Below are 24,157 nucleotides of genomic sequence, written 5' to 3'. Positions count from 1 at the left end.
CCCTTCGTGCGTCCCGGGGTGATGGATTTCGTCCCAGGTCGCAGGTCATGTAATGTTGTCCCCGCAACGCCCCGCAGGCCCCGGCCGACAGGGCGAGCGCTCATAGCTCAACGGATAGAGCACTTGACTACGGATCAAGAGGTTGCAGGTTCGAATCCTGCTGAGCGCACCAAACCACCGCGAAGGCTCCCCCTCGGGGGTGTCCCGAGCGCTCATAGCTCAACGGATAGAGCACTTGACTACGGATCAAGAGGTTGCAGGTTCGAATCCTGCTGAGCGCACCAGCCGAAGGCCCCGGATCCAATCCGGGGCCTTCGTCGTTCTCCGGCCCCGTCCGGGCGCTTTTCAAGATCTACTCAGGCTGGCCGGCCTCGTCCCTCAAGCCCCGCTCGGTGCGGTTGATCCAGGGCACGTCGCGCCGGTCCAGGAACCAGTCGGACGAGGTCAGCGGCCGGGTCCGGTTGAACGTCGGCGGCACGGGGTCGTGCCGGATCAGCTCGGGCCCGGCGTTCAGTGCGAGCAGCAGTCCGGTGACGGCCGGTGCCAGGTCGGGCGGGCCGCTGAGGCGGATGTCGTGCCCGGCCCAGCCGTCGTGCCGGTGGGCGCCGTACCGGCGGAGCCCCTCGCGCAGCAGCTCGACGGCCGCCTCCCGGTCGCCGCCGTCCTCAGGTGCCGCGAGCACCACCTCCAGCCAGGGCTGACCGGTGACCAGCGCGCGGACCGCGTCCAGGTCGTACTGGTCGGCGTCGTTCCGGGCGGCGAGGAAGACCGTGGCCGGTGCGGGCAGGCCGGCCTCGGCCCAGGCGGCCCGCTGCTCGACCAGGGACCTGATCTGCGCCCAGCCGGTCCCGCCGGCCACGGCGAGCAGCGGGCGGGGCGAGCAGGGGTCCAGTACGGCGTCACCGACCGGCGGCCCGAGCATCACCCGTTCGCCGGGCATCAGATCGTTGACGAGCACGGTGCTGAGCAGCCCGTCGGGCACCCGGCGGATGTGCAGCTCCAGCGTGCCGTCGGCGCGCGGGGCGTTGGCGATCGAGTACGGCCGCCAGACCCGGGGCCGCCTGGGCGAGCAGAGCGAGAGGTACTGCCCGGCCAGGAAGGGGTACGGCCGGCAGGGGCGCAGGGTGAGCCGCACGATGTCGGGCGCGGACCGGTGACGTGCCGTCACCACCGCGTCCCACCAGGCCGGCGTCCCGGGCGGCACCGCCCCGGCCGCCTCGATCATCACCCGGGCGATCACGGTGTACGCCTCGGTCCAGGCCTTCTCGATCTCCGGCGTCCAGGAGTGGCCGGAGAAGTGCCGGATGGCGGCGATCAGGCTGGTGCCGACGGCGGGGTAGTGCTCGGGTGCGGCCCGGAACTTGCGGTGGTCGCGGCCCAGGGCGCTCAGGTACGCGGTGAGCTGCTCGGTGTTCTCCAGCCGGAGCACGATCTCGGTCAGTGCGGCGAACAGGCGGTCGCGCTGCTCGGACAGTTCGGTGGGGAAGAGCTGCCGGACGTCCGGGTTGTGGGTGAACAGGTGGGCGTAGAAGTACCTGACCAGGTGGTCGGCGCGGCGCTCGACGACGGCGAGGCTGGCGCGGATCACCGCTGGGTCCAGGGGCACCGAGCGGCCCTCAGCCGGTGGCGCCGACGGCGGGAGAGTGCGCCGGGCGCGCGCGGCGGTCGGGCCGGGAGCCAGGGGCGCGGGGCAGGCCGGTGAGTGCTCCGGAATCCTCCGGTCGGGTGATCAGGGCTGCGAGGGCGGCCCGGGGGTGGTCCCGCTCTCCGTCGAGGTGCGGCGCCGACAGCCCGCGCACCCCGGGAACCCGCTCGTACGGCTGCCGCCGCGGGTACCCGCGGGCCCCGGCTCCGTGCGGTTCCGCCGGGGCGGGACTGCTCCTGATGAGAGCTGGGTCGGTGGTCACGGCCGCTGACTCTACTGAGCTCGTGCCCGAATCGAACAGCAGGAGCCGACCGAGGCTCAATTACCGGACAGCCGATTCCGGTTGACCGGAACAGGGGTGGCCGGAACGCGTCGGCCGGAGCGGCCTTCGGGCCGTCGGGAGAGCGGCCGCCGATCGGGTGGCGGACGGACGGCCGGACCGGATGTCGAAGTATGACCGGCGCCCGCTCGTGATTCCCTTCTGTCGGATGTTATGCGCGCGTCAAGATCCGCCCCCGCGCCGCCGGTTCCGGCGGCGGACACCGTAGGGAGAGTCGGATGAGCCGACAGTTCCGCCATGCCGCCACGGCGTCCCGTCCGGGCGGACCCGGGCCGACCGGGGCCGGGAGCAGGGGAGTCGGCAGGGCAGGTGCCGCCGTACTGGCCACCGCCCTGCTGCTCGGCTGGACTTCGACGGCCTGGCCCGACGTCGCGAGGGCGCAGCAGAGCCCGGACGCCTGGAACCGCGCGCGTCGTGCGGTCCTGCCCTCGGGTCTCGCCGTGGAACTGGAGTTCTCGCCCGCTCCCGGGGTGAGCTCCACTGCCGCGCCCGGAAGACTCGCCGCCCGGACCGGATCCGGTCACGGCGCGACGCTCCCGAGCCGCGGCGCGGATGGCGGAAAATCGTCCGTCCGCGAAGCAGCCGCCTCCGCGTCCGTGACCTCCGGTTACGCGGACGGACTTCGCCCGGGTGATCCGGCCGAGACCTTCGAGATCACCGAGCGGCACCCGCGGTCCGACGGCTCCTGGCACACGCTCGGCACGCTGCGGCTCTCGTTCTCCCGGGTGGTGCGCAACCCCCGGCTGCACCTCAGCGGCCTGGCCGGGGTCGCCACCGGCAAGGGCGGCAGCACCGCCACCAGACTGACCGTCACCGGCGGCGCCCCAGGCACCGTGGCCCTGATCGGCCGTACCGACTGGCCGGGCTGGACGGTCGGCGGCGACACCCTCGCCCCGTCCGGCGACGGCCTCCCGGACGGCGCCGCCGACGGACTGGGCACGCTCGAACTCGCGGGCACGGTCAGCACCGTCACCTTCAGGGTCGAACGGCGCAGCACCGCCCGAAGCGGCGGCGCCACCGCCCCGGCCGCGCCCAGGCACGCGTACACCGTCACCCTGGACGAGGGCCTGGGCACGGCGCCGCAGGGTTACGGCAACGCCTCGCACCTGGTCTCCGACCTGTTCCTCGGCCGGGACGCGAGCGGCGGATCCGCACGGACCCTGGCCCTCCCGCCGGCGCACAGCGCCCAGCCGCTGGTCCGGCCGGGCCCCGGCGATCCCGGGGAGCCGGAGCAGTTCGAGGATGTCCCGGCTCCGTTGATCGCGCCCGACCGCGACACCAGCCGGCGCGGTCCGTTCGCCAGCCCGGTGCCGCCCAGGCGCCGGCCGGGCCGAAACGAGTACGGGGGCGGCGATCCCACCGTCTCCTTCCCCGACGAGGCGGCGGTCGGCCGCCCCTACGAGGTCACCGTCCCGGTGGAGCCGGGCAGCCGGCCGGCCACCCTGGTCGGCTGGATCGACTTCGGCCACAGCGGGCACTTCGACGCCGCCGGGCGGGTGCAGACCACGGTGCCGGCCGGCAGCACCTCGGCCACGCTGCAGTGGACCGTCCCGGGCAACGCCGCCTCCGGCGACACCTGGGCCCGGCTGCGGATCGCCCGCGACCCGGCGCAGCTCATCGGCCCGGGCGGCTTCGCCGACTCGGGGCAGGTCCTCGACCGGCGGATCAGGCTCACCGTCGGCGCGCCCAGGGCCGAGGACACCGCACCGCTCGTCTGCACGGCCGTCGCCGGCACCCGGCCGGAGAACGGGGGTGACGGGGCCGTCGCGGGTGCGGCGGTCGCGGTGGTCGAGGGCGAGGCCGCCCGGTGCGGTGCCAAGGCCGTTTCCGGGGTCCGGCTGCTGCCGATCGTCGTGCCCGCTCGGCCCGTGCCGTCCGCCCAGGCCTCTCGGCCCGCGTCATCCGGCGGGGCCGCAGGGACCGTCGCGCCGGAGGGGGCTGTGCCGTCCGTCACCGGCGCCGGGGCGGCGTCCTTCGCGGGAGGACCGCAGGCTCCGGGCACGGGCGGGGAGCCGCCGGTTTCGGCCCCCGCAGCCGCGCCGGGCCTCCCGGAGCCGGTCGCCGCGCACCGTACGGGCACGGGCGGATGGCGCAGCGGGCTCTGGGCGGGGCTGCTCTTCCTCGCGGCGGCAGGGCTGCTGATCCGCCGGGCCCTGACCGGCGGATCCGGCTCACGCCTGCGCTGACGGTGCGCCGAGGAGGCCCGCCGCCGTCGACGGCCGCGATCGGCGCTTCCGGCGACACGTCGACAGGAATGCGTCATTACAGCACTTATGCTCTGAATGTCGCATTTGATGGTATATCAGCAGAGCCTGTGCCCGACGCCGCCCGTCATCTCCGGGCGGACGTCGCGCGACACACCGACCCCGAGGATCCGTGCATGAACGTCACCCGCGATTCTTCGACGCGACCCGATTCCTGGCCTGAGCCCAGGCCCGAACTGTCTTTGGGTGCCACCCAGTTCCGTCGGGCCGTCGCCGGGGCGGTCGCCCGGCCGCTGGCCAAGGCGGCCCCGGTGCCGGTCGAGGACGAACTCGAGGCGGCCGACACCCGGCTGCCGGCGTGGTACCCGGCGACCGCCGACGCCGACTCGCACCGGAAGCCCGTCGGTGCGTCCGGCGTACCGAGACCGCCGGCCCCCGGGCTCCCCGTCCAGCCGTCCGATCCGCCCGACACCCGCGACACATCAACTCCGGCCTTTCCCGCCGTGCCCGCCATGGCCTTCCCCGACGCGCCCAGGGAGACGCACCCGGCTCTCCCCGACGCGCCCACCGAGACGCACCCGGCCCTCCCCGCCGCGCTCGCCATGGCCGGCCCCGACGCACAGGGTGAGCCGCATCCGGCCCGCCCCGACGTCCCCGCCGAGCCGCATCCGGCCCGCCGCCCGCCCAGGGCCGATCAGGCGCTGCGTGAGCACCGTGCCCGTTCGCTTCCCGGCTGGATCGCGCTGCTCGTGCTGCTCGTCTCCGTCGCCGCGTTGCTCCTGCTGCTCAGTCGGACCGGTGTCCTGCCGAGGATCCCCGTGCTGCCGGATCTGCGCAGCGCCGCCGTCCGGGCCGACGGGCACATCGTGATGGGCGTCGGTGCGGTGGCCGCGGCCTGCGCCGCCTGGCTGCTCGCGGCGTCGGTCGTCTGCGGCCTGCTGGCGAACGGCGGAGGTCAGAGCCGGGTGCTCACCCGCTGGGGCCGCTACCGGGGTACCGTCCGCCGCGCCGGGCTGGTCTGGGTGAACCCGCTGCTGCGCCGCCGGGTGGTCGACGTACGGCTGCGCCACTGGCGCAGCGATCCGGTCAGGGTCACCGACCGGACCGGAACGCCCATCGTGGTGAGGCTGCTGATCGTCTGGCGGGTGAGGGACACCGCCCGTGCCGCGCTGGCCGTCGCCGATCACGAGATGTACCTGCGCGAGCAGGTGCACGCCGTGCTCTCGCGTACCGCCAGCGCGCTTCCCTGTGACAGCGACCTCATGCCCGGTCCCGCGCTGCGTGACGGGCAGTGGTTCGCCGACGAGCTGACCAAGGCCCTGGCCGCCGAGGCCGCCCCGATCGGAATCGAGGTGTACTCGGTGCAGCCGCTCGCCCTCGACTACGCGCCCGAGGTCGCCGAGAGCATGCGCCGCCGCCGGCTCGCCGACCTGGACGCGGGCCTGCGCACCGCGCTCGTGGACGACGCGGTCGAGGCGGCCGCGCTCGCGGTCCGGCGTCTGGAGCTCGCCACCGCGTACGAGCTGGACGAGAGGACGCGCCACGCGCTGATGGAGCAGCTGCTGGTCGCCTTCGTGGCCCCCGCGGGGGTCACCGCCTCGGTGCCACGGCCGGCCGTCCGGTAGTTCCTTCCGCGGCCTGGGGAGGTCCGTCCGCGTCCACAGGCTGTGGACAGATCCCGAGGGGCCTGTCCACAGCCTGTGGCGTCTCGGCGGTGTCAGGCCGAGACGGAGTCCAGCAGGGCCAGTTCGTCCGCCGTCAGCCGCAGCCGTGCCGCGGCCAGCAGCGGAGGCAGTTGCTCGACCGTGCGCGCGCTGGCGATCGGCGCGGCCACGGTCGGCTGGGCGGCGAGCCAGGCCAGCGCGACCGAGGCGAGCTCGGCGCCGTGCGCCTCGGCCACCTGGTCCAGGGCGGCCAGCACCTTGGGCCCGCGCGGGTCCTCCAGGTAGCGGGCGGCGCCCTGCGAGCGGGCGCTCTCGACCGCCCCGCCGTCCGGCCGGTACTTGCCGGTGAGGAAGCCCGAGGCGAGCGCGAAGTACGGCACCGCCGAGAGGCCGTGGGCCGCGACGGCCTCGGCCAGCGGGCCCTCGTAGGTGTCGCGGGAGACCAGGTTGTAGTGCGGCTGGACGGCCACATAGGCGGCCAGACCCTCGCGGGCCGAGAACTCCAGGGCCTCGGTGAGCCGTTCGGCGCTGATGTTGGACGCGGCGATGTGGCGGACCTTGCCCGCGCGGACCAGTTCGTCCAGCGCGGTGATGAACTCCTCGACCGGGACCTCCGGGTCGTCCCGGTGGGTGTAGAGGAGGTCGATGTGGTCGACACCGAGGCGGCGCAGCGACTCCTCGGTGGCGGACCTGATGTTCGCCGCCTTCAGCCCGCTGGCCTCCGGGTGTGCCCCGACCTTGGTGGCGATCACGATGTCCGCGTGGTTGCCGCGGCTGCGGAGCCAGTTGCCGATGATGGTCTCGGACTCGCCGCCGGTGTTGCCGGGCACCCAGGCCGAGTAGACGTCGGCGGTGTCGACGAAGTTGCCGCCGCCGGCCGTGTAGGCGTCGAGCACTGCGAACGACTGCGCCTCGTCCGCGGTCCAGCCGAACACGTTCCCGCCGAGCGACAGCGGGGAGACGGTCAGGTCCGACGTGCCGAGGGTCACCCTGTGGGGAGCGTCACTGTGATTGTCGGTCATAACCGGATTCAACCCGATCGGCACGCGCTGTCCTCCCAACCCGGCCAAGTCTTCACGAGCTTGTCGTACGCGCGCCCGGCGAGTGGCCGTCAGTCCGGTTCCGAAGGGCCTGGCATGCTCACTACCGGGGGTCCGGGGTGTCCTTTGACCTCGTGGGTTGGCTAGAGTCCGTGCCATGGCTGACAACGACTACGACCCCGCCGGCAGCACCCAGATGTTCCGGGCGTTCGTGGAGGAGACCCCCGCTCCCCAGGCCCCGGGTTCCGTGTCCACGTACGGCAGCGCCTCCAACGGCAACCGCACCGGTCTGATCGTCGGCATCGTCGTCGTGGCGATCGCCGTGGTCGCCGCGGTGATCTGGCTCGCCGTCAAGTAACCGCAAGACGCCGCCGGACGGGGTTCGGCGGCTTGTTCCCCATGCCTGGCGGACGGTCCCAGCAGGGCCGCCGCCAGGCATCCAGCTCAGACCGTGGCCCGGCGCCGGCAGCGGAACTGTCGCGCCGTCAGCCCGTACGGCACCGGTCGGCCCGTCCCGTGCACGGGGCCGGCCGCACACACCAGCCGAATCCGCCGCGCCGCTCCTCCGCCGGCGGCTTCAGGCTCCCCGGCCGCGTCGGGCCGCGTCCCGCCGCGGCGGACCAGCTCTCCGGCTCCCGGCCCGCTCCCCGGAGCCGGCGTACCGCGCCCCGGCGCGTCCCCGGCGCCGCCCCATACACTGATCGGGTCGTACGAGTTTTCGTACTCCGTCCCCAGCACACCGACGCCTGCTCTCGTACCGCTCACCGTGCGAACGCGCCCCGGAGGACAGCCCGTGACCCAGCAGACCACCGAGACCGCACGCAGCCTCGGCCTCAAGGGGGCGGCCAACGCCCGTGACCTCGGTGGCTACCGGACCCGGGACGGCCGCACCCTCCGGTACGGCGTCGCGCTGCGCGCCGACGCCATGAACCGGACCACCGAAGCGGACCAGGAGATCCTCGCCGCGGCCGGCCTGCGCCGAGTCGTCGACCTGCGCAGCCTGGACGAGGTCCGTGAGTCCGGGGCCGACCGGATCCTCGGTCTGCCGGTCGCCGAGCTCGACGGGGCGGGCGAGTCCATGCTGCTCGACCCCATACCCTCGGCCGAGCCGGGCGGCCCGACCCTGCACCACGTGCCGATCTTCGCCGCCGACTTCGACATCTACATCGCCATGCGCCAGGCCCTCGCCGACCGCGACGCCGAGCGGCAGCGGGCCATCCTCGGCGACGGCAGGGCCGAGCAGATGATGATCGGCCTCTACCGCTGGTTCGTCACCTCTCCCGGCGCCCGCGAGCGTTTCGCCACCGTGCTGCGCCTGCTCGCCGCCCCCGACGGTGTGCCGGTGCTCTTCCACTGCTCGGCCGGCAAGGACCGCACCGGCTGGGTCGCCGCCCTGGCCCTCACCGCCCTCGGCGTCGACCGCGACACGGTCTTCGCGGACTACCTGCTCACCAACGAGCGCTCCGCCGCGCTGATCGAGCACATCGTGGAGAGCTTCGGCACCCGCGGCCTGATGAAGGAGCCCAGCCTGCTGCTCCCGGTCTTCCTGGCCGAGCGGGTCTACCTGGAGACCGCCTTCGCCGAGGTCGAGGCCGGCTGGGACTCCTTCGAGCACTTCTGGCGGGACGGCCTGGGCCTGGACGACGAGGTCCTGGACGGCCTGCGCCGCAACCTCCTCACCGACTGAGCGCGGGGCACCCGGGCGCGGATCCGGCCGCCGGGCCGGTCAGCTCTCGCTGATCAGCCCGGCGCGCAGCTGGGTCAGCGTCTTGGTCAGCAGCCGGGAGACGTGCATCTGCGAGATGCCGATCTCCTCGCCGATCTGCGACTGGGTGAGATTGCCGAAGAAGCGCAGCATGATGATCCGCCGCTCCCGCGGCGGCAGCTTGGCCAGCAGCGGCTTCAGCGACTCCCGGTACTCGACCCCCTCCAGCGCCAGGTCCTCGTAGCCGAGCCGGTCCGCCAGCGGGCCCTCGCCCTCCTCCTCGCCGGGCGTGGAGTCCAGCGAGCTCGCGGTGTACGCGTTCCCGACCGCCAGGCCCTCGACCACGTCCTCCTCGCTCACCCCGAGGAAGGCGGCCAGCTCGGCCACGGTGGGGGAGCGGTCCAGCTTCTGGGAGAGCTCGTCGCCGGCCTTGGTCAGCGCCAGCCGCAGCTCCTGCAGCCGCCGGGGCACCCGGACCGACCAGCTGGTGTCCCGGAAGAAGCGCTTGATCTCGCCGACCACCGTCGGCATCGCGAAGGTCGGGAACTCCACCCCGCGCTCCGGGTCGAACCGGTCGATCGCCTTGATCAGCCCGATGGTGCCGACCTGGACGATGTCCTCCATCGGCTCGTTCCGGCTGCGGAACCGGGCCGAGGCGTACCGCACCAGCGGCAGGTTGAGCTCGATCAGGGTGTCCCGGACATAGGTGTGCTCCTCGCTGCCCGTCTCCAGGGTGGCCAGCCGCTGGAACAGCGAGCGGGAGAGCGTACGGGTGTCCAGCGGCCTGCCCTCGGGCACGGCGGCGCCGACCGCCTCCGGCGCGGGCCCGGACGCCTCGGGCACCGGCGGCGTATGGCTGTGCGGCACGGGAATCTCGGCGACCGTCGTCGTGCCCTGGACCCCGGCAGCACCCAGCTCTGCGGACATGCACCCACCCCCTCGTGACTGACAGTACAACGGGCGCTACCGAGTGGCAGTTCCCGGCTGGGCGGCCCTCCAGCTCCATACCGGAACACGCGTCTCGGCAAACCCGACCGTCGCAAGATGTCACGCCGCAGTAACGCGCAGCAACCCCCAGGCCGGTATCGGTTCACTCCTCCCAGGAGTTTCCGGTCCGCAGCCGGGTCAGGATCCTCGACAGTAGCCGGGAGACGTGCATCTGTGACATGCCCAGCTCGATGGAGATCTGGGACTGCGTCAGATTGGCGAAGAATCGCAGCATGATGATCCGCCGCTCCCGCTCGGGGAGTTGGACCAGCAGGTGGCGGACCATGTCCCGGTGCTCGACGTCGGCCAGTGCGGAGTCCTCGTAGCCGAGCCGGTCCAGCAGGGCGAGTCCGCCCTCGTGCTCCTGCGCGGCCTCCAGTGAGGCGGCGTTGTAGGCCCGGCCGGCGTCCAGGCAGGCCCGGACGTCCTCTTCGGGAATCCGTAGATTGGCGGCGATCTCGGGCACCTTGGGCGCCCGGCCGTGCGCCACCGTGAGCTCCTCCATGGCACCGCTGACCTGCACCCACAGCTCCTGGAGCCGGCGCGGCACGTGCATGGTGCGGACGTTGTCCCGGAAGTAGCGCTTGATCTCGCCGAGGATGGTCGGCAGTGCGTACGTCGGGAACTGCACCCCCCGGGTCGGGTCGAACCGGTCGATCGCGTTGATCAGGCCGATGGTGCCGACCTGGACGATGTCCTCCATCGGCTCGTTCCGGCTGCGGAACCGGGTCGCGGCGTAGCGCACCAGCGGAATGTTGATCTCGATCAGCGCGGCCCGCACCCGCTCGCGCTCCGGCGTACCCGGCGGCAGTTCGCTCAGCCGCTCGAACAGGACCCGGGTCAGCGTCCTGACGTCCACCGAGCTGCGGCCGGCACCGGACCGGCCGTCAGAGGACCCGGGTGACCCCTCCTCGCCGGCCTCCGGCGCGCTGTCCTGGGTCCGCACGGAACGTCACCCTCCCTTGATCGACTATTCCGGTCCGAGCCACTGCTGCGCGGTCCTTGGGTCGTCCTCACCACCTCGCCAGGTCCGGCAAAACCGGTCATAGCATCACAAGTAGTGCACAGTACGGGCAAGCACCACATTTAGGCGTGTTGGCGGATCGTGCGGGAGGGGTGCCGATGCACGAAGGCCCCCCGGCTCGCGGGAGCCGGGGGGCCGAAGGGTCGTACGGGTACGACCGGTGTGACCGTCGGGGCCTCAGACCTCGATGTCGGCGATCACCCAGGTGGCGAACTCGCGCCACTGTGCGGCCGCGGCCTGGTGCGCCTCGTGGAGGAGGTAGCTCTGCAGCGTGTCGCGGTCCGAGACCAGGCTGTTGATCGCGTAGTCGTAGGCGATGTCGCGCTCGGTGATGTTCCAGCCGCACTCCCACTGGCGGAGCTCGGGGATCAGCGAGCCGAGCTCCTCGAAGGCCCGGGCCCCGGCGAGCACGCGCTCGTCGTCCCTGCCGACGCCTTCGTTGAGCTTGAAGAGGACCAGGTGCCGGATCACAGTGCCGCTCCTAGCGGTCGAGGGTTGGGCGAACCCCGTCACCGTACCCGCCGGGGCCCGGCGGGCCGAGCAGGGGCCCGGTGGTCGCCCGGGCTGCGGGCTACTTCACCAGCCCCGTCATGAACGTCCCCACCGCCTTGGCGGCGTCCGAGATCCCCACGAACCCGGTCTGCACCAGTTCCGCCGCCCTGGTGGGCGACGTGATGATCGTGTAGATCACGAAGATGAGCAGGAGGTACATGCCGATCTTCTTCGCCTGCGCCATCGCCCCGGCCCGCCTCCCTGCCCATGGGCCGCCGGCCCTTCCCCGGGCGCCCCTCCGCTTTCTGCTCGGCAGCTTATCCACAGGACGGCCGATCGGGTGAGAGACGCGTTCACCCGGCGGGACGAAGGTCCTGGCGGCAGAGGCCTTTCTCCGGATGCCCGGGGCCCGGCCGTGCCGCACGATGGATGGTGTACCGGGGATCTGGCAGGAATCCTCGGTGCACGGATCCGGAGCTCCCCGCTGTGGGACCGGGTGCCGCGGCTTCCCCCCGACGCGGCACCGGTTGTGGGACTCCGCCGGGGGAGCGGACTCGTCCCCCCGGAGACCGCTCCCCCCTTCGAAAGGCCGACAGCGGTCGCGACAACGGCTCCGCACTCCCGGGTCATGGTGGTCACCCCCGGACGAGTGCGGAGCCGTTGTCGCGCCGGTCACCGGTCCGTCGTACCGGCTCTGCTGTCGACGGCTGCTCAGGCCTCCGGAACGCCCTGGCCGTGCACCTGGTCCCACGCCTCGGACACGTAGCGCTCGCGCTCGGTCAGGCTCAGCGAGGGGAAGTACTCCTTGAGTCGCTCCACCACGACCTGCTCGGGCTCGTTGCACTCGTGCAGCAGGAATGCGGCCTTGTGAACGATCTGGCTCTCCATAGCGGGTTCCTCCCGTGTGCACGCCCGCCCTGTGCCGACGATGCGGGGATCAGCATAGAACCCACGGATGTATGACAAAGGGCCCGGACTGATTTCAATCCGGACCCTTTGCCAATTCATGGCGGTAGCGGTGGGATTCGAACCCACGGTGGAGTTGCCCCCACACACGCTTTCGAGGCGTGCTCCTTTGGCCGCTCGGACACGCTACCGAGGGGAACTCTACCGGACGGTCCCGTCAGGAACGAAATCCGTTCCGGAGGGGGCCTCAGCGCTGGGTGTCGAAGAAGGCGCGCAGCTGCTCGGCGCAGTCCTCGGCGAGCACGCCGTGGATGACCTCGGGGCGGTGGTTGAGGCGGCGGTCGCGGACCACGTCGAAGAGCGAGCCGGTCGCCCCGGCCTTCTCGTCCAGGGCGCCGTAGACCACCCGGTCCAGCCGGGAGAGCACGATCGCGCCCGCGCACATGGTGCAGGGCTCCAGGGTGACCACCAGGGTGCAGCCGCTGAGGCGCCAGTCGCCCGGCCGCCGCCCGTCGCCGTCCCACTCCGCTGCCGCCCCGGGTGATCCCGGTCGCGCGGCTGTGTTCAAAGTCTCAGCGGCCTGCCGGATCGCGACCATCTCGGCGTGCGCGGTCGGGTCGCCGATCGCCTCGCGCTCGTTGTGGCCGCGCCCGATGACCGTCCCGTCGGGGCCCAGGACGAGCGCCCCGACCGGTACGTCGCCGGCGGCGGTGGCCAGTGCGGCCTCGGCCATGGCGAGGCGCATCGGGTCCGTCCAGCGGTCGCGTACCGGGTCGGGGCGTACGGGGGCCGGGAGGGGAGCGATCTGCATGGGACCAGTGTCGGCCACCGGCGGGGCGGTTACCGCACCGCCTCCAGGACCTCGCCGCAGCCGAGCGCCTCGGCGATCTCGGAGAGCGCGTCGCCCGGGACGGAGCCCTCGCCGCTGAGCTCGACCAGCTCGCCGGAGGTGACCCCGAGGTCGGCCAGCAGTTCGAGGTCGCCGAGCGGGCCGACCGGCACCCCGCCGGACCCGGCGGCGTCCTGGTCGTCCTCCTCGTCCTCCTCCCGCTCGTCGGCCTCGCTCTCGGTGCCCTCGTCGTCCAGCTCCGCCACCAGGGTGTCGAAGTCGTCGTCGAAGTCGCCGTCGCCGACCCGGTCCACCAGCTCGTCGGTGAGCACCGAGCCGTACGAGCTGCGGGCCGCGGCGGCGCCGTCGGAGACGAAGATCCGCGGGTCGTCCTCGCCGTCCACCCGGATCACGGCGAACCACGCGTCTTCCTGTTCGATGAAGACCAGGACGCTGTCGTCGTCCTGGGCGGCCTCGCGGGCCAGGTCGGCCAGATCGGCCAGGGTCTCGACCTCGTCAAGTTCTGTCTCGCTCACATCCCACCCGCCATCGGTGCGAGCAAGCACTGCAGCGAAGTACGCCACCGGGGACACTCCCAAGATTGGTCTCGGCTGTAGGCGATCTCGGGCGAACGCGGACTGGCCGCCCCCGCGCCGGAGGCGGTCCGTTGTTCGGACCGTCTCTCCGGCATCGTGACAGAAAGGCTGCCGCTGCGGGGGGTGTTCGGCAGCGCGTCTTCGCAGGTCGTGTCGGAATGGCTGGCTGACGGCCGACAGATCGGCGGTGTCTCTGTCAGGTCCGGAAGGTTCGCATCCGCATCGCTTCGCGCATCCGGCGCTCCTTGGTGCGCCGGGGCTGCACCCGCTCGCGCAGCTCGCGCGCCTCGGCGAGTTCGCGCAGGAAGACGGCGCGCCGTCGGCGGCGCTCTTCCGGGGTCTCGGGGGCGGCCTGGGACTCGTCTGTCGAGCCGGGCCCGTCGTCCGCCTGAGCGGCTGATGTTCGCGCCGGGTTGCTCTTCATACGGTCCGACCTTCCCAGAAGTGTTCGGTTGATACCACGGAAAAGGTCTCGGTTCCGTCATTGGCCCCGGTTTGCGGCAAGTCGTACGTATGTGCCGAAGCCCGTTATCGTCGGACTATGCGTCTCCACGTCGTCGACCATCCGCTGGTCGCCCACAAGCTCTCCACCCTGCGCGACGAGCGCACCGACTCGCCGACCTTCCGGCGCCTGACCGACGAGCTGGTCACCCTGCTCGCGTACGAGGCCACCCGGGACGTCCGTACGGACCAGGTGGAGATCACCACCCCGGTCGCCGTCACCACCGGCACCCGGCTGAGCTACCCGCGTCCGCTGGTGGTGCCGATCCTGCGCGCCGGGCTCGGCATGCTGGACGGGATGACCCGGCTGCTGCCCACCGCCGAGGTCGGCTTCCTCGGCATGGTCCGCAACGAGGAGACGCTGGAGGCGTCCACCTACGCCACCCGGATGCCGGACGACCTCTCCGGCCGCCAGGTCTACGTGCTCGACCCGATGCTGGCCACCGGCGGGACGCTGGTCGCGGCGATCCGGATGCTGATCGAGCGGGGTGCCACCGACGTCACCGCCGTGGTGCTGCTGGCCGCGCCGGAGGGCGTCGAGGTGATGGAGCGGGAGCTGGCCGGGATGCCCGTCACCGTGGTGACCGCGGCCGTCGACGAGCGCCTCAACGAGAACGGCTACATCGTCCCCGGCCTGGGCGACGCGGGCGACCGCCTCTACGGCACCGCCGGCTGAGAACCGCACGGGGCGCGGACTCCCGTTCGATCAAGCCCGTGGGCGAAGCGGAAGACCGCTCCGCCGCACCGGGAACCGGTGAGCCGGTTGCACTCCCACCAGGTTGTGGGAGCGCAACCGGCTCACCGGTTCCGGCGGGACGCGATCGTGTTCCACCTCGCGCACACGGCCGGTCGGGCGGTACCCCGTGCGCCAGGTGCGCTTCAGCAGCTGCCGTGGCTCGGGGCGGGGGAGGGCTTGGTGGCGGCTTCGAGCGCGGCGGCGGCCTTGGCCGGCTCCAGCAGGGCGGAGTAGGTGTCGCCGATGACGAAGTCGACCGTGGCGTCGGTCCGGCTGTCCGTGGTGGCGGTCGAGCCGGCGGCCTGGGAGCCGAGCAGGGTGGCCGCGCCCATGCCGGCCGGGCCGCTGATCACCTGGACCGTGCCGGGCAGCTTCCGGTCGATGGCGGTCGGGGCGTTGCCGACCTTGCCGATGGTGAAGCCGCGCTTCTTGAGTTCCTCCGCCGTACGGGCGGCCAGACCGGACTTGTCGGTGGCGTTGTAGACGTTCACGGTGACGGCCTGCGGCTGGGGGACCGCGGTGCTGGTCGCGGCCGGTGCGGCGGGGCTGCTCGCGGCAGAGCCGGGGGCGGACGCGGCGGGAGAGCCCGAGGCGCTGGGAGAGCCCGAGGCGGAACCCGAGGCGGCCGGCGCGGCGAGGGGTTTGCCGCCGGGCGAGGCGCAGGCCTGGGCGCTCGGCGTCCTCTTGCCGGTGAAGATCCCCACCAGCTGGACGCCGCCGAGTGCGACCAGGGCGAGCGCGAGTGCCGCGCCGACCACGGCCAGGACCTTGCGGCTCTTGCGGGGTGGGCGCCCGAGGCGGGGATAGGACTTACCGGTGACCCGGTACTGCTTCCCCTTCAACCCCTGCGGAGTCAACATGCTCACGGTCAGTCTCCCCCTTTGCCAGGGCAGGCTCGGTGATTGGTGCGGCCAGCGACAGATCCGTACCCAGCAGACTAGTGCCGGAGCGGCCACGGGGTACTAGATGATCATCATCTGGAGTACGTGGACACTCGAAAGGATGTACTGAAGGGCCCGAGCGACTGGACGCCGGAGGATGACCGATGGTCAGGACGCGCGTCAGCGGCGTTCGGTTCGCGTTCGATCCTCGGGGTTTTCCGAGGTCAGTCCATTTCGAGCACGCGCGCGTGCAGCACCTGGCGCTGCTGCAGGGCGGCGCGGACCGCGCGGTGCAGTCCGTCCTCCAGGTAGAGGTCGCCGTGCCACTTCACCACGTGGGCGAAAAGGTCCCCGTAGAAGGTGGAGTCCTCGGCCAGCAGGGTTTCGAGGTCCAGCTGCCCCTTGGTGGTCACCAGCTGGTCCAGCCGCACCGGACGCGGCGCGACGTCCGCCCACTGGCGGGTGCTGATCCGGCCGTGATCCGGGTACGGCCGTCCGTTGCCGATGCGCTTGAAGATCACACGGAAAGCCTACCGTCACGCCGCCCGCGGGCGCAGCAGGCGAGACATGGCCCCGGGGATGGGGGCGAGGTGATATCGGGTGGTTTGCGTCGTTTCTTCCGTCCAGGTTGTCGTCTTTCTGGCCGTTCGGCCCTGCTCGAGGACGGATGGAGCGGCGGGGGTGTCGGGACGGCGCGCGGCCCGGGTGCCGTGACGGGCACCCGGGCCGCGGGGCGGATCCGGTTCAGGCGGTGATCTTGCCGGCCTCGACCAGGGCGCGCAGGGCGGTCTTCTGGGTGTAGGCGAGCAGGGAGACGGTCACCGCGGCCATCACCAGGGCGAACAGGACGTGCACCAGGGCCGAGGTGAGGGCGATGCCGATCACCGCCAGCAGGGCGTGGCTGCCCAGGCGCAGACCGAGCAGCATGAAGGCGACCTTGCGGGTGCCCTTGCCGCGCCAGAGCATCTTCGCCAGCTTGAGCCGCTTGCGCATCACGGTGAACGCGACGGCGAGGTTGGTCGCGAGCAGGACCAGCAGTACGGGCCAGGCCGTGGGGAAGGCGTGCAGGATGTCGTACGCGCCGGCCAGGGTGCCCTCGAAGCCGAAGAACCAGGTGGGCAGCCGCATCTCGGCGACGGTCGGCAGCGGCTCGGCGGAGGGGATCGGCTCGGCGGAGGGAATCGGTTCGGCGGAGGGGATCGGTTCGGCGGTGGGAAGCTGCCCGGTGGCCACCGGCTGCTCGGCATCGGTCTGCGGCAGGGCGGTGGAGGCGGTGCTGCTCATTGGTGTTCCCCCGGAAGCTGTGGTCCCGGCCTCGCGTCGTTCGCCTCGCCGGTGAGCACGATTCTGTCGTCCCGTGGGCGGGGGGCGGCAGGCCGGTGGGTCATCGGTCGGGCATGACGGATGTCATCACTCAGCCGCGCAGGGCCTGGCCGATCCGGTCCAGCGAGGACAGGCGCATCAGACCGTAGTTGTAGAACTCGACCTCGGGGACGCCGAGTTCACGCAGTACGCCGAGTTTCTCGGCCAGGTTGTCCGCTCCGTCGCAGTCCTCGGCCATCGGGCGGAGGATCACCGCCAGGTCGTCCGGCCGCACCCCGTGCAGAGCGAAGGCGGCGACCCGCTCGCGGACGGCCTGCGGGGTCCTCTCGTACCCGAGGGTCTCGATCCGGTGGGTCACGCCGGCGAGGGCGGGCAGGTCGATCCCCGACAGCCAGCCCTTGCCGGGGCCGGCGGCGTCCATGAAGGTCAGCCGCATCCCGTGCCCGGCCGCCGCCTCGGTCACCTCGGCGGCCAGTGTGGTGACCGAGCGGGTGGCCGCGTCCAGGTACGCCGCCAGCGCGCCGTCGGCCAGCCGGTCGAGGGCGGCGGGCTCGGCCGCGCGGCGCTCGTCGGCGAGACGGGCGCGCAGCTCGTCCTGCACGGCCCGCCGGACCTCGGCGGCCGGGACGCCGGCCGAGGCGGCGGCCGCCCGGCAGTGCGGGCAGAAGCAGATGCCGAGCAGGGCCTCGGTGACCGGGCCCAGCTCCTCGAAGTACCGCTCGTGGTGGTAGCCGTGGCGCAGGCCGTGGAAGTGCAGCGACTCGGCGCGGATCGCGTCCACGCCGTAGCGGGCGAACTCGCCGACCAGGGTGGTCGCGTACTCGCGGACCTCGGGGTTGGCCGGGCACAGCTCGGTCAGGTGGCGGTCGCCGAAGGCGTTGGCGGGGGCGGTGTCGGGGTGGCTGAAGCCGAGGTGGTCGTTGTGGCAGAAGACCGTCCAGGCGTGCAGCCTGAGGCCGCGTCGCCGCGCCTCGGCCGCCGCCTCGGCGAACGGGTCGCGCTCACCGATGGCGGTGGAGGGGACGGGGGTGAGCCGCCGCCCGGCCCAGCGGGCCGGGTCCGGGCGGAAGTAGGCGGCGCCGGGCTCCAGGTAGCGGACGACCCGGCGCGGGTTGTGCGGGAAGACGTCGCGGGCCTCGTGGTAGACCGAGGCGAGGGTGACGCCGCCGACCCCGGCCCGGTCGGTGAGGTTGCCGAAGAAGGTGTCGGCGCCCTCGTCGATCAGGTCGGTGGCGAAGGCGAGGACGGACGACTCCACGTGGCGGCTCCGGGTGGGCGGTGCGGTACGGACCGTCACGCTAACCGGGCCGCCGGGGATAGGTCTAGACCTAGTCGCCCGGGTGGAGGTGGTCAGAAGCCCAGGTCGTCGAGTTCCTTGAGCAGCTGGGCGCGGTCGGGGTCGGCACTGTGCACGGGCGCGCCGGCCGGTGCGGAGGCGGCCGGTGCGGCGGCGGGAGCGGTGGCGGCCGGTGCGGCGGCGGGAGCGGTGGCGGAGGCGGGGGTGGCCGCGGAGGCCCGGTTGCGGCTCCGGTCGCGGAAGAGCCAGGCGCCTGCGAAGCCGCCGACCAGGCCGCCCAGGTGGGCCAGCCAGCTGACGCCCGGGGTGCCGGGTACGGCGGTGGTCAGGAGGTAGGCGAAGGAGGCGCCCATCACCAGGCCGATCAGGCTGTCGATCAGGTTCCGGTCGAACAGGCCGCGCAGCACCACGTAACCGAAGTACCCGAAGATCACGCCGCTCGCGCCGACCGTCACCACGTGAGCGCGCTCGAACAGCCAGACCGCCGCGCCGCTGGTCAGCGCGACCAGCAGGGTGAGGCCGAGGAACTTCTTCACCCCGCGGTACGCGGCGAGGAAGCCGAAGACGAAGAGGGGGCCGGAATTGCCCTCCAGGTGCTGCCAGTTGACATGGATGAAGGGTGCGGCGAGGACGTCGGCCAGCCGGCTCGGGCGGTGGGCCACGATGCCGTAGTCGAGGGTGAGGCGGTAGTCGTCGGCCCAGTTGGCGAGTTGGACCGCCCAGACTGCGCAGAGCAGGGCGAACATCACGAAGAACGCCCGCCGAGCCTCGGCGATCATCCGGGCGGGGTCGAGTGCGGGGGAACTGTCCGTGGCCATGCCCTCGACTGTACGGCCGCCTCCTACACTGCTGCCTGGTTGTTCACTGTCCAGCCAGGTGAAGAAGGTGCCGCGATGAGTGTCCGTCCGCCTCTGCCGTACGAATTCCTGCCCCAGGTCCCCTCGTTCGAACTGACCAGCCGTGATCTGACGGACGGTGGCAGGCTCGCCGACGCCTTCAGCTACGCCGGCGGGAACGAGTCGCCGCAGCTCTCCTGGTCCGGCGCCCCGGCCGGCACCAGGAGCTTCGCCGTGACCTGCTACGACCCCGACGCGCCGACCGGCAGCGGCTGGTGGCACTGGCTGGCGCTGAACCTGCCCGCCGACACCACCGAACTGCCGCGCGGCGCGGGCGCCTCGGACGAGGCCCTGCCCGGCAAGGCCTCCTTCCACGGCCGCAACGACTTCCCCGGCCACAAGTACGACGGTGCGGCCCCGCCGCCCGGACCGGCCCACCGGTACGTCTTCGCGGTCCACGCGCTGGACGTCCCGGCCCTCGACGTCACCCCGGACACCCCGGCGGCGGCGATCGGCTTCAACATCACCTTCCACACCGTCGCGCGCGCCCTGATCACCGGGGAGTACGCGGCCGGCTGAGGCCGACCGGCACGGGAGCCGCGGGCCCCATCGCCGGTCGGTACGAGTCCGTTTTCCGGCCGCCCCGAATTCACGCCGCGGAATTCGAAGCCGGGGCGGCCGGGAATTCCCGGTTTTCCGGCGGAGTGAAATGCGTGGAAAGTGCTCGGCAGGATCCGGCAGGTCCCGGGGAAGTACACTGTCGGCGCCGAGCAGCACTACCGAGGAAGTCACAGCCGCCATGTCACTGACCGGGAAGCACATTCTGTCCAGCGATCTCTTCGATCGGGACGAACTGGAGCGGCTCTTCGAACTCGCGGACGTCCTGGTGCCGGTGGCCCGGGGCGCGCAGGTGACCCGGGTGCTGGAGGGCGCGGTGATGGCCAGCCTCTTCTTCGAGGCGAGCACCCGTACCCGGCTGAGCTGCGAGACCGCGTTCCTGCGGCTCGGCGGCGCGGTGACCAGCACCACCGGCGCCGAGGTGACCTCCATCTCCAAGGGCGAGTCACTGTCCGACACCGCGCGGGTGGTCAGCGGCTACTGCGACCTGGTGGTCATGCGGCACCCCGAGGTCAGCTCGATGAACGAGTTCGCGGCGGCCACCAACGTCCCGCTGATCAACGCGGGCAACGGTGCCGGTGAGCACCCGACCCAGGCGCTGCTCGACATGTTCACCCTGCACCGCGAGTTCGACCGCCTGGACAAGAGCCTGGACGGCCGCCGGATCGCCCTGGTCGGCGACCTGAAGTACGGCCGTACCGTGCACTCCCTGATCAAGCTGCTCTCCCGTTTCGAGAACCTGACCATCTCCTGCGTCTCCCCGGCCGAGCTGCGGATGCCGCAGGAGCTGCTGGAACTGGTCGCGAGCCGGGGCCACCGGGTCGAGGAGAGCACCCAGCCGAGCAACGGCCTCAAGGGCGCCGACCTGGTCTACGCGACCCGGCTGCAGACCGAGCGCTTCAAGGACAAGCCGCTCCCGTACAGCGACGAGTTCCGGATCGACCGGGCGCTGGTGGACCGGGTCTGCCTCGAGGACACGGTGATCATGCACCCGCTGCCGCGCGATAGCCGTCCGGGCGCCAACGACCTGAGCACCGACCTGAACCGGGACCCGCGGCTGGCGATCTTCCGGCAGACCGACGCCGGCATCCCGATGCGGATGGCGCTGTTCGCCTCGGTGCTCGGGGTGGGCCAGGAGGTGCGCAAGGCGATGCGTCCGTCGACCTGGTACCGGCCGGAGTACATCGGGCCGGACGACGCGCCGTTCTACCGGAACCCCGGCAACTGACGGACCCCGTGGACGGCGAGCACCCTCGGGGGGTGCTCGCCGTCAGTCCGTCTCCTCGTCCTGGAGCGGGGCCTCCTCCATGAGGCGTTCGGCGATGTCGTCGACCCAGGACTGGGCCCAGGCACGGAGTCCGGTGCGGGCGTCCTCGTCCAGGCCCAGGACCGCGAACTCGCGGTCGTCGAGCAGGTCCGCCCCGGCGAGCCTGGCCTGCAGTTCGGTGAGGTCGAAGGCGCCCCGGGTGTGCCGGCGTCCGAGTTCCTCCAGTTCGGGGTGGCTCCAGCGGTCGGCGGCCGCGTGTACGTCGACCAGGTCGCGGGGCAGGCCCCGGTCGGCCAGCGCGCGGACCCTGGTGCCGACCACGTCCTCCAGCGCCAGCACCGGGCCGTACCCGGTGTGCAGCACCGGGCGCCAGAACACCTCCTTGCGCAGCTCGACCTCGGCCCCCTGCGCGCTCACCGGATCCCGCACGGCCAGCCGGGCGGACACCGCCCCGGACTCCAGCCGCCGCACCGTCCAGCCGCACCCGGCCAGCCCCGCGCCGACCTCCGCCGCGATCTCCGCCATCGGCACCGGGCTCTCGGTGGCCACTCCCAGCACCTCGGCCGGCCGGTCCACCAGGCCGTGCACCAGCACCGCGCAGCCGCCGCCGAGCGCGAACGCGTACGGTGCGCCGACCGTCAGCAGGTCGGCCAGCAGCAGCTCGTGCACCGGGTTGAGCCTCATGCCGCGCGCCCCTCGGCGCACGGGCGCGGGGTGAGGAGGGGGCGCAGGATGGAGGGATGGTGCGTGATCATGTCGTTTCCTCCTGTCTCCGGTCGGTGGGTTACGACGCCGGGGCACACGTACTGGAGATCGAGTTCGTGAGCAGCGCCGTCTACCGGTACACGGGGGTGCCCCGGCATGTCCACCGGGAGCTGCTCGGCGCGTCCAGCCCGGGCGGCTACTTCAACCGGGCGATCAGGGGACGGTACGAGTACCGCCGGGTGGGCTGACCCCGGCCGGGTCGGGCCTTCCTCCGGCTGGCTGCTCCTGCCGCGCGAGCCGAACGCTGTTGTCCACACCCGCGATTCTCGCCGCTCCCGCCCGGCCGGTCCGGGCGCAACACGCGAGCCCGGTGACGGCGGACGGCGGAGCGCTGTCGGCCCGTTTCGCAGAGTATGACCGTGATCACACCCGTATCGGTAACCGAGGTGCGGTCCTCGTCGCGTCTCTGTGTTCGGGGGAGCCTGTCCCACGAGCGAATCGGAGACCGGACTGTGCGTGCTCACCAGGGTGGCGGGGCCGAGGAGGAGAAGCCCGAACGGCGGCGTCGGTGGCGGCCGTTGCGACGGCTGGACTACCCGCGCGGAGGGCGGCGCGGGGCCCGCCGCTGGGTGCCGTCGTGGCGCCAGCTGCTCCTGGTGCTGGCCGCCGGGACGACGGTGCTGGCCGGTTGGGGGACCTGGTTCTACGTGACCACCGAGGTGCCGGACGACCTGAACTCCTTCGCCACCCAGCAGAACAACGTCTACTACTGGGCCGACGGCACCGAGATGGCGCGGGTCGGGGAGATCAACCGGCAGGAGGTGCCGCTCAGCCGGGTGCCGGAGTCGGTCCAGTGGGCCGTGCTGGCCGCCGAGAACGAGACCTTCTACTCGGACCCGGGGATCTCCGTCAAGGGCATCAGCCGTGCGATCTACCGGATGGGCTCGGGCGGTGACACCCAGGGCGGTTCGACCATCACCCAGCAGTACGTGAAGAACATCTACCTGAACCAGCGCCAGGACATATCCCGCAAGCTGAGCGAGATCGTCATATCGATCAAGCTGGACCAGCGGATGAGCAAGCAGGACATCCTGGCCGGCTATCTGAACACCAGCTGGTTCGGGCGCGGCAGTTACGGGATCGAGCGGGCCGCCGCCGCGTACTACGGCAAGGACGTCTCGCAGCTCAACCCCAGTGAAGGGGCCTTCCTGGCGTCCCTGCTGAAGGGGGCGGGGCAGTTCGACCCGGCCCTCGGTGCGGAGAACCGCAAGCGGGCCGTGGACCGGTGGTCCTGGACCCTGGACCGGATGGTGAAGATCGGCAAGCTCTCCGCGACCGAGCGCGCCAAGTACACGGTGTTCCCCGAGCCCAGGCCCCAGCCGAAGGCGGCCGGGCTGAGCGGACAGGTCGGGTACATGGTGGACATGGCCAGGACCTATGTGGAGGGCCACACCGACATCACCCCGGCCCAGTTCGACCTCGGCGGCCACCAGATCTACACCACCTTCGAGAAGCCGAAGGTCACCGCGCTGGCCGCGGCCGTGCAGGACGCCACCAAGGGCATCGATCCCGACAGCCGCCAGAGTGACCAGCTGGTCCGGGTCGGCGCCGCCTCGGTGGCGCCCGACGGGAGGATCGTCGCGCTCTACGGCGGTCCCGACTATCTGAAGCAGGGCTTCAACAACGCCAACACCTCCACCGTGCCGGTCGGTTCGGCCTTCACCCCGCTGGTGTACGCGGCCGGGCTCAGCCAGGGGGTGCAGCGCCAGCGGGACGCTGCCCGCTCGCCGGTGCTGCCGACCACCGTCTACAACGGCGACAACGGGGTCAATGTGATGACCCCGGAGGGGCCGTACTGGGGGCGGGACGGGCAGATCGTGAAGACCGCCAACGACGGCAAGCGGAACTGGGGCCAGATCAGTCTGCGGACCGCGGTGGAGCAGTCCGTCAGCGGGCCGATGATGCAGCTCGGCATGGACGTGGGTCTGGACCGGGTGCAGCAGACCGCCGCCGATCTGGGCCTGCTCCCGGACAGCATGGGCGAGTTGGTGCCAGCCTTCACCGTCGGCAACTCCACGCCGAGCGCGGTGCGGACCGCCGACGCGTACGCCGCCTTCGCCGCCGGCGGCAAGCACACCGACCCGTACTCGGTGCGCAAGATCACCCGCAATGGCGCGCCGATCGAACTGCGGCTGCCTAGCGCGGTCCAGGCGCTGAGCCCGAAGGTGGCCGGCGACGTGGACGCGGCGCTCAAGGGCGCCGTCCGCACCGGGAGCGCCAAGGCGGTGGCCGCGGCCGGTCCGGGCCTGGCCGGGACGCCCGGTACCAACGCGGACCGTACGGCGGGCTGGTTCGTCGGCTACAGCGGCCAGGTGTCCACGGCCGTCACGGTCTACCGGGCGGACCTGAAGGACATGAAGCTGCTCTCGCTGGAGGGCCTGGGCGGCGCGAGCCCGGACACCCCGGATTCCGCGCTGCCGACCCAGGTCTGGACCTCGTACATGAAGGGGATCGGCGGCGCGGCCGGCCGGTAGTCCGGCCGGCCGGGCCCGTCCGGCGGA

General features: G+C 72.2%; 25 protein-coding genes and 3 tRNA genes. 11 read left to right on the top strand and 17 right to left on the bottom strand.

The features are described from left to right. Positions 1–96: 96 nt before the first annotated feature. Positions 97–172 (top strand) — tRNA-Arg (locus ACSMTC_RS18255). Between the two features lie 36 nt (positions 173–208). Next, positions 209–284, top strand: a tRNA-Arg gene (locus ACSMTC_RS18250). Between the two features lie 68 nt (positions 285–352). Here the strand turns inward: ACSMTC_RS18250 and ACSMTC_RS18245 are convergent. Further along, positions 353–1,606 carry a globin domain-containing protein gene (locus tag ACSMTC_RS18245; RefSeq protein ID WP_436560760.1) on the bottom strand — a complete coding sequence of 418 codons (1,254 nt, stop codon included), beginning with the start codon at positions 1,604–1,606 and terminating at the stop codon, positions 353–355. A gap of 597 nt (positions 1,607–2,203) precedes the next feature. On the opposite strand from ACSMTC_RS18245, the gene ACSMTC_RS18240 reads away from it, so the two are divergent. Together ACSMTC_RS18240 and ACSMTC_RS18235 are read left to right on the top strand one after the other, a co-directional pair. Then, positions 2,204–4,171 carry a GEVED domain-containing protein gene (locus ACSMTC_RS18240; protein WP_436560759.1) on the top strand — a complete coding sequence of 656 codons (1,968 nt, stop codon included), beginning with the start codon at positions 2,204–2,206 and terminating at the stop codon, positions 4,169–4,171. A gap of 260 nt (positions 4,172–4,431) precedes the next feature. Next, a complete protein-coding gene (locus ACSMTC_RS18235; RefSeq protein ID WP_436560758.1) occupies positions 4,432–5,814 on the top strand; it encodes an SPFH domain-containing protein in 1,383 nt (460 codons plus the stop codon). Positions 5,815–5,906: 92 nt separating this feature from the next. Here ACSMTC_RS18235 and ACSMTC_RS18230 read toward each other — a convergent pair whose 3' ends face one another. Next, positions 5,907–6,875 (bottom strand): aldo/keto reductase, encoded by a 969-nt coding sequence (locus tag ACSMTC_RS18230; protein WP_436560757.1) that lies wholly within the window; start codon positions 6,873–6,875, stop codon positions 5,907–5,909. 175 nt (positions 6,876–7,050) lie between these two features. Between ACSMTC_RS18230 and ACSMTC_RS18225 the strand changes: the two genes are divergently transcribed. Further along, positions 7,051–7,251 (top strand): hypothetical protein, encoded by a 201-nt coding sequence (locus ACSMTC_RS18225; protein ID WP_436560756.1) that lies wholly within the window; start codon positions 7,051–7,053, stop codon positions 7,249–7,251. A gap of 435 nt (positions 7,252–7,686) precedes the next feature. Beyond that, positions 7,687–8,580: a tyrosine-protein phosphatase gene (locus ACSMTC_RS18220; protein ID WP_436560755.1), complete on the top strand. Its 894-nt coding sequence runs from the start codon at positions 7,687–7,689 to the stop codon at positions 8,578–8,580. Between the two features lie 39 nt (positions 8,581–8,619). Here ACSMTC_RS18220 and ACSMTC_RS18215 read toward each other — a convergent pair whose 3' ends face one another. The 9 genes from ACSMTC_RS18215 to ACSMTC_RS18175 all read right to left on the bottom strand — a co-directional run bounded on the left by ACSMTC_RS18215 (position 8,620) and on the right by ACSMTC_RS18175 (position 13,856). After that, positions 8,620–9,525: an RNA polymerase sigma factor SigF gene (locus ACSMTC_RS18215; RefSeq protein WP_436560754.1), complete on the bottom strand. Its 906-nt coding sequence runs from the start codon at positions 9,523–9,525 to the stop codon at positions 8,620–8,622. Positions 9,526–9,688: 163 nt separating this feature from the next. Further along, positions 9,689–10,531 carry an RNA polymerase sigma factor SigF gene (locus ACSMTC_RS18210; protein WP_436560753.1) on the bottom strand — a complete coding sequence of 281 codons (843 nt, stop codon included), beginning with the start codon at positions 10,529–10,531 and terminating at the stop codon, positions 9,689–9,691. Positions 10,532–10,786: 255 nt separating this feature from the next. Then, entirely contained in the window at positions 10,787–11,080 is a 294-nt protein-coding gene (locus ACSMTC_RS18205) for a Dabb family protein (RefSeq protein WP_436560752.1), read from the bottom strand. Positions 11,081–11,180: 100 nt separating this feature from the next. Continuing rightward, positions 11,181–11,321, bottom strand: a complete 141-nt coding sequence (locus ACSMTC_RS18200) for a hypothetical protein (RefSeq protein ID WP_436560751.1) — start codon at positions 11,319–11,321, stop codon at positions 11,181–11,183. A 491-nt stretch (positions 11,322–11,812) separates the two neighbouring features. Continuing rightward, entirely contained in the window at positions 11,813–11,989 is a 177-nt protein-coding gene (locus tag ACSMTC_RS18195) for a hypothetical protein (protein WP_436560750.1), read from the bottom strand. A gap of 119 nt (positions 11,990–12,108) precedes the next feature. Then, positions 12,109–12,198 (bottom strand) — tRNA-Ser (locus ACSMTC_RS18190). A gap of 56 nt (positions 12,199–12,254) precedes the next feature. After that, positions 12,255–12,818, bottom strand: coding sequence for a nucleoside deaminase (locus ACSMTC_RS18185; RefSeq protein ID WP_436560749.1), 564 nt, complete (start codon positions 12,816–12,818; stop codon positions 12,255–12,257). A gap of 29 nt (positions 12,819–12,847) precedes the next feature. Further along, on the bottom strand, positions 12,848–13,420 hold the full coding sequence (locus tag ACSMTC_RS18180; protein WP_436560748.1) for a tRNA adenosine deaminase-associated protein: 573 nt from the start codon (positions 13,418–13,420) through the stop codon (positions 12,848–12,850). A gap of 208 nt (positions 13,421–13,628) precedes the next feature. Next, on the bottom strand, positions 13,629–13,856 hold the full coding sequence (locus tag ACSMTC_RS18175) for a hypothetical protein (RefSeq protein ID WP_436560747.1): 228 nt from the start codon (positions 13,854–13,856) through the stop codon (positions 13,629–13,631). A gap of 117 nt (positions 13,857–13,973) precedes the next feature. Between ACSMTC_RS18175 and upp the strand changes: the two genes are divergently transcribed. Next, complete coding sequence (gene upp / locus ACSMTC_RS18170) at positions 13,974–14,609, top strand: uracil phosphoribosyltransferase (RefSeq protein WP_436560746.1); 636 nt, start codon at positions 13,974–13,976, stop codon at positions 14,607–14,609. Between the two features lie 203 nt (positions 14,610–14,812). Here the strand turns inward: upp and ACSMTC_RS18165 are convergent, their stop codons facing one another. The 5 genes from ACSMTC_RS18165 to ACSMTC_RS18145 form a co-directional block, all read right to left on the bottom strand. After that, the gene (locus ACSMTC_RS18165; protein ID WP_436564728.1) at positions 14,813–15,529 is read right to left on the bottom strand and encodes a LytR C-terminal domain-containing protein; all 717 of its coding nucleotides are present in this window, start codon (positions 15,527–15,529) and stop codon (positions 14,813–14,815) included. 245 nt (positions 15,530–15,774) lie between these two features. After that, complete coding sequence (locus ACSMTC_RS18160) at positions 15,775–16,071, bottom strand: type II toxin-antitoxin system VapB family antitoxin (protein ID WP_344636837.1); 297 nt, start codon at positions 16,069–16,071, stop codon at positions 15,775–15,777. Between the two features lie 223 nt (positions 16,072–16,294). Then, positions 16,295–16,834 carry a hypothetical protein gene (locus tag ACSMTC_RS18155; RefSeq protein WP_436560745.1) on the bottom strand — a complete coding sequence of 180 codons (540 nt, stop codon included), beginning with the start codon at positions 16,832–16,834 and terminating at the stop codon, positions 16,295–16,297. 130 nt (positions 16,835–16,964) lie between these two features. Then, positions 16,965–18,131 carry a hypothetical protein gene (locus ACSMTC_RS18150; RefSeq protein WP_436560744.1) on the bottom strand — a complete coding sequence of 389 codons (1,167 nt, stop codon included), beginning with the start codon at positions 18,129–18,131 and terminating at the stop codon, positions 16,965–16,967. A 92-nt stretch (positions 18,132–18,223) separates the two neighbouring features. Further along, positions 18,224–18,988, bottom strand: coding sequence for a rhomboid family intramembrane serine protease (locus tag ACSMTC_RS18145; protein ID WP_436560743.1), 765 nt, complete (start codon positions 18,986–18,988; stop codon positions 18,224–18,226). Between the two features lie 75 nt (positions 18,989–19,063). On the opposite strand from ACSMTC_RS18145, the gene ACSMTC_RS18140 reads away from it, so the two are divergent. Further along, entirely contained in the window at positions 19,064–19,585 is a 522-nt protein-coding gene (locus ACSMTC_RS18140) for a YbhB/YbcL family Raf kinase inhibitor-like protein (protein ID WP_436560742.1), read from the top strand. Positions 19,586–19,805: 220 nt separating this feature from the next. After that, entirely contained in the window at positions 19,806–20,852 is a 1,047-nt protein-coding gene (gene pyrB, locus ACSMTC_RS18135) for an aspartate carbamoyltransferase (protein WP_436560741.1), read from the top strand. 42 nt (positions 20,853–20,894) lie between these two features. Here the strand turns inward: pyrB and ACSMTC_RS18130 are convergent, their stop codons facing one another. Then, positions 20,895–21,575, bottom strand: a complete 681-nt coding sequence (locus ACSMTC_RS18130) for a nucleotidyl transferase AbiEii/AbiGii toxin family protein (RefSeq protein ID WP_436560740.1) — start codon at positions 21,573–21,575, stop codon at positions 20,895–20,897. A gap of 56 nt (positions 21,576–21,631) precedes the next feature. Between ACSMTC_RS18130 and ACSMTC_RS18125 the strand changes: the two genes are divergently transcribed. Together ACSMTC_RS18125 and ACSMTC_RS18120 are read left to right on the top strand one after the other, a co-directional pair. After that, entirely contained in the window at positions 21,632–21,844 is a 213-nt protein-coding gene (locus ACSMTC_RS18125; protein ID WP_436560739.1) for a KTSC domain-containing protein, read from the top strand. 264 nt (positions 21,845–22,108) lie between these two features. Beyond that, positions 22,109–24,130 (top strand): transglycosylase domain-containing protein, encoded by a 2,022-nt coding sequence (locus ACSMTC_RS18120; protein ID WP_436560738.1) that lies wholly within the window; start codon positions 22,109–22,111, stop codon positions 24,128–24,130. Positions 24,131–24,157: the final 27 nt, after the last annotated feature.

The sequence above is a fragment of the Kitasatospora sp. HPM-01-4 genome (genome assembly GCF_051374625.1).
In the GTDB taxonomy this organism is placed as follows: Bacteria; Actinomycetota; Actinomycetes; order Streptomycetales; family Streptomycetaceae; genus Kitasatospora.
The sequence above is the reverse complement of the archived record's forward strand: the minus strand, read 5'-3'. Positions and strand labels throughout refer to the sequence as shown.

Excerpts from the sequence above, each read along its gene's own strand:
- ACSMTC_RS18240 (WP_436560759.1), top strand. The coding sequence starts at position 2,204 with ATGAGCCGACAGTTCCGCCATGCCGCCACGGCGTCCCGTCCGGGCGGA.
- ACSMTC_RS18230 (WP_436560757.1), bottom strand. The coding sequence starts at position 6,875 with ATGACCGACAATCACAGTGACGCTCCCCACAGGGTGACCCTCGGCACG.
- ACSMTC_RS18225 (WP_436560756.1), top strand. The coding sequence starts at position 7,051 with ATGGCTGACAACGACTACGACCCCGCCGGCAGCACCCAGATGTTCCGG.
- ACSMTC_RS18215 (WP_436560754.1), bottom strand. The coding sequence starts at position 9,525 with ATGTCCGCAGAGCTGGGTGCTGCCGGGGTCCAGGGCACGACGACGGTC.
- ACSMTC_RS18200 (WP_436560751.1), bottom strand. The coding sequence starts at position 11,321 with ATGTACCTCCTGCTCATCTTCGTGATCTACACGATCATCACGTCGCCC.
- ACSMTC_RS18195 (WP_436560750.1), bottom strand. The coding sequence starts at position 11,989 with ATGGAGAGCCAGATCGTTCACAAGGCCGCATTCCTGCTGCACGAGTGC.
- ACSMTC_RS18185 (WP_436560749.1), bottom strand. The coding sequence starts at position 12,818 with ATGCAGATCGCTCCCCTCCCGGCCCCCGTACGCCCCGACCCGGTACGC.
- ACSMTC_RS18175 (WP_436560747.1), bottom strand. The coding sequence starts at position 13,856 with ATGAAGAGCAACCCGGCGCGAACATCAGCCGCTCAGGCGGACGACGGG.
- upp (WP_436560746.1), top strand. The coding sequence starts at position 13,974 with ATGCGTCTCCACGTCGTCGACCATCCGCTGGTCGCCCACAAGCTCTCC.
- ACSMTC_RS18165 (WP_436564728.1), bottom strand. The coding sequence starts at position 15,529 with ATGTTGACTCCGCAGGGGTTGAAGGGGAAGCAGTACCGGGTCACCGGT.
- ACSMTC_RS18155 (WP_436560745.1), bottom strand. The coding sequence starts at position 16,834 with ATGAGCAGCACCGCCTCCACCGCCCTGCCGCAGACCGATGCCGAGCAG.
- ACSMTC_RS18145 (WP_436560743.1), bottom strand. The coding sequence starts at position 18,988 with ATGGCCACGGACAGTTCCCCCGCACTCGACCCCGCCCGGATGATCGCC.
- ACSMTC_RS18140 (WP_436560742.1), top strand. The coding sequence starts at position 19,064 with ATGAGTGTCCGTCCGCCTCTGCCGTACGAATTCCTGCCCCAGGTCCCC.
- pyrB (WP_436560741.1), top strand. The coding sequence starts at position 19,806 with ATGTCACTGACCGGGAAGCACATTCTGTCCAGCGATCTCTTCGATCGG.
- ACSMTC_RS18130 (WP_436560740.1), bottom strand. The coding sequence starts at position 21,575 with ATGAGGCTCAACCCGGTGCACGAGCTGCTGCTGGCCGACCTGCTGACG.
- ACSMTC_RS18125 (WP_436560739.1), top strand. The coding sequence starts at position 21,632 with ATGGTGCGTGATCATGTCGTTTCCTCCTGTCTCCGGTCGGTGGGTTAC.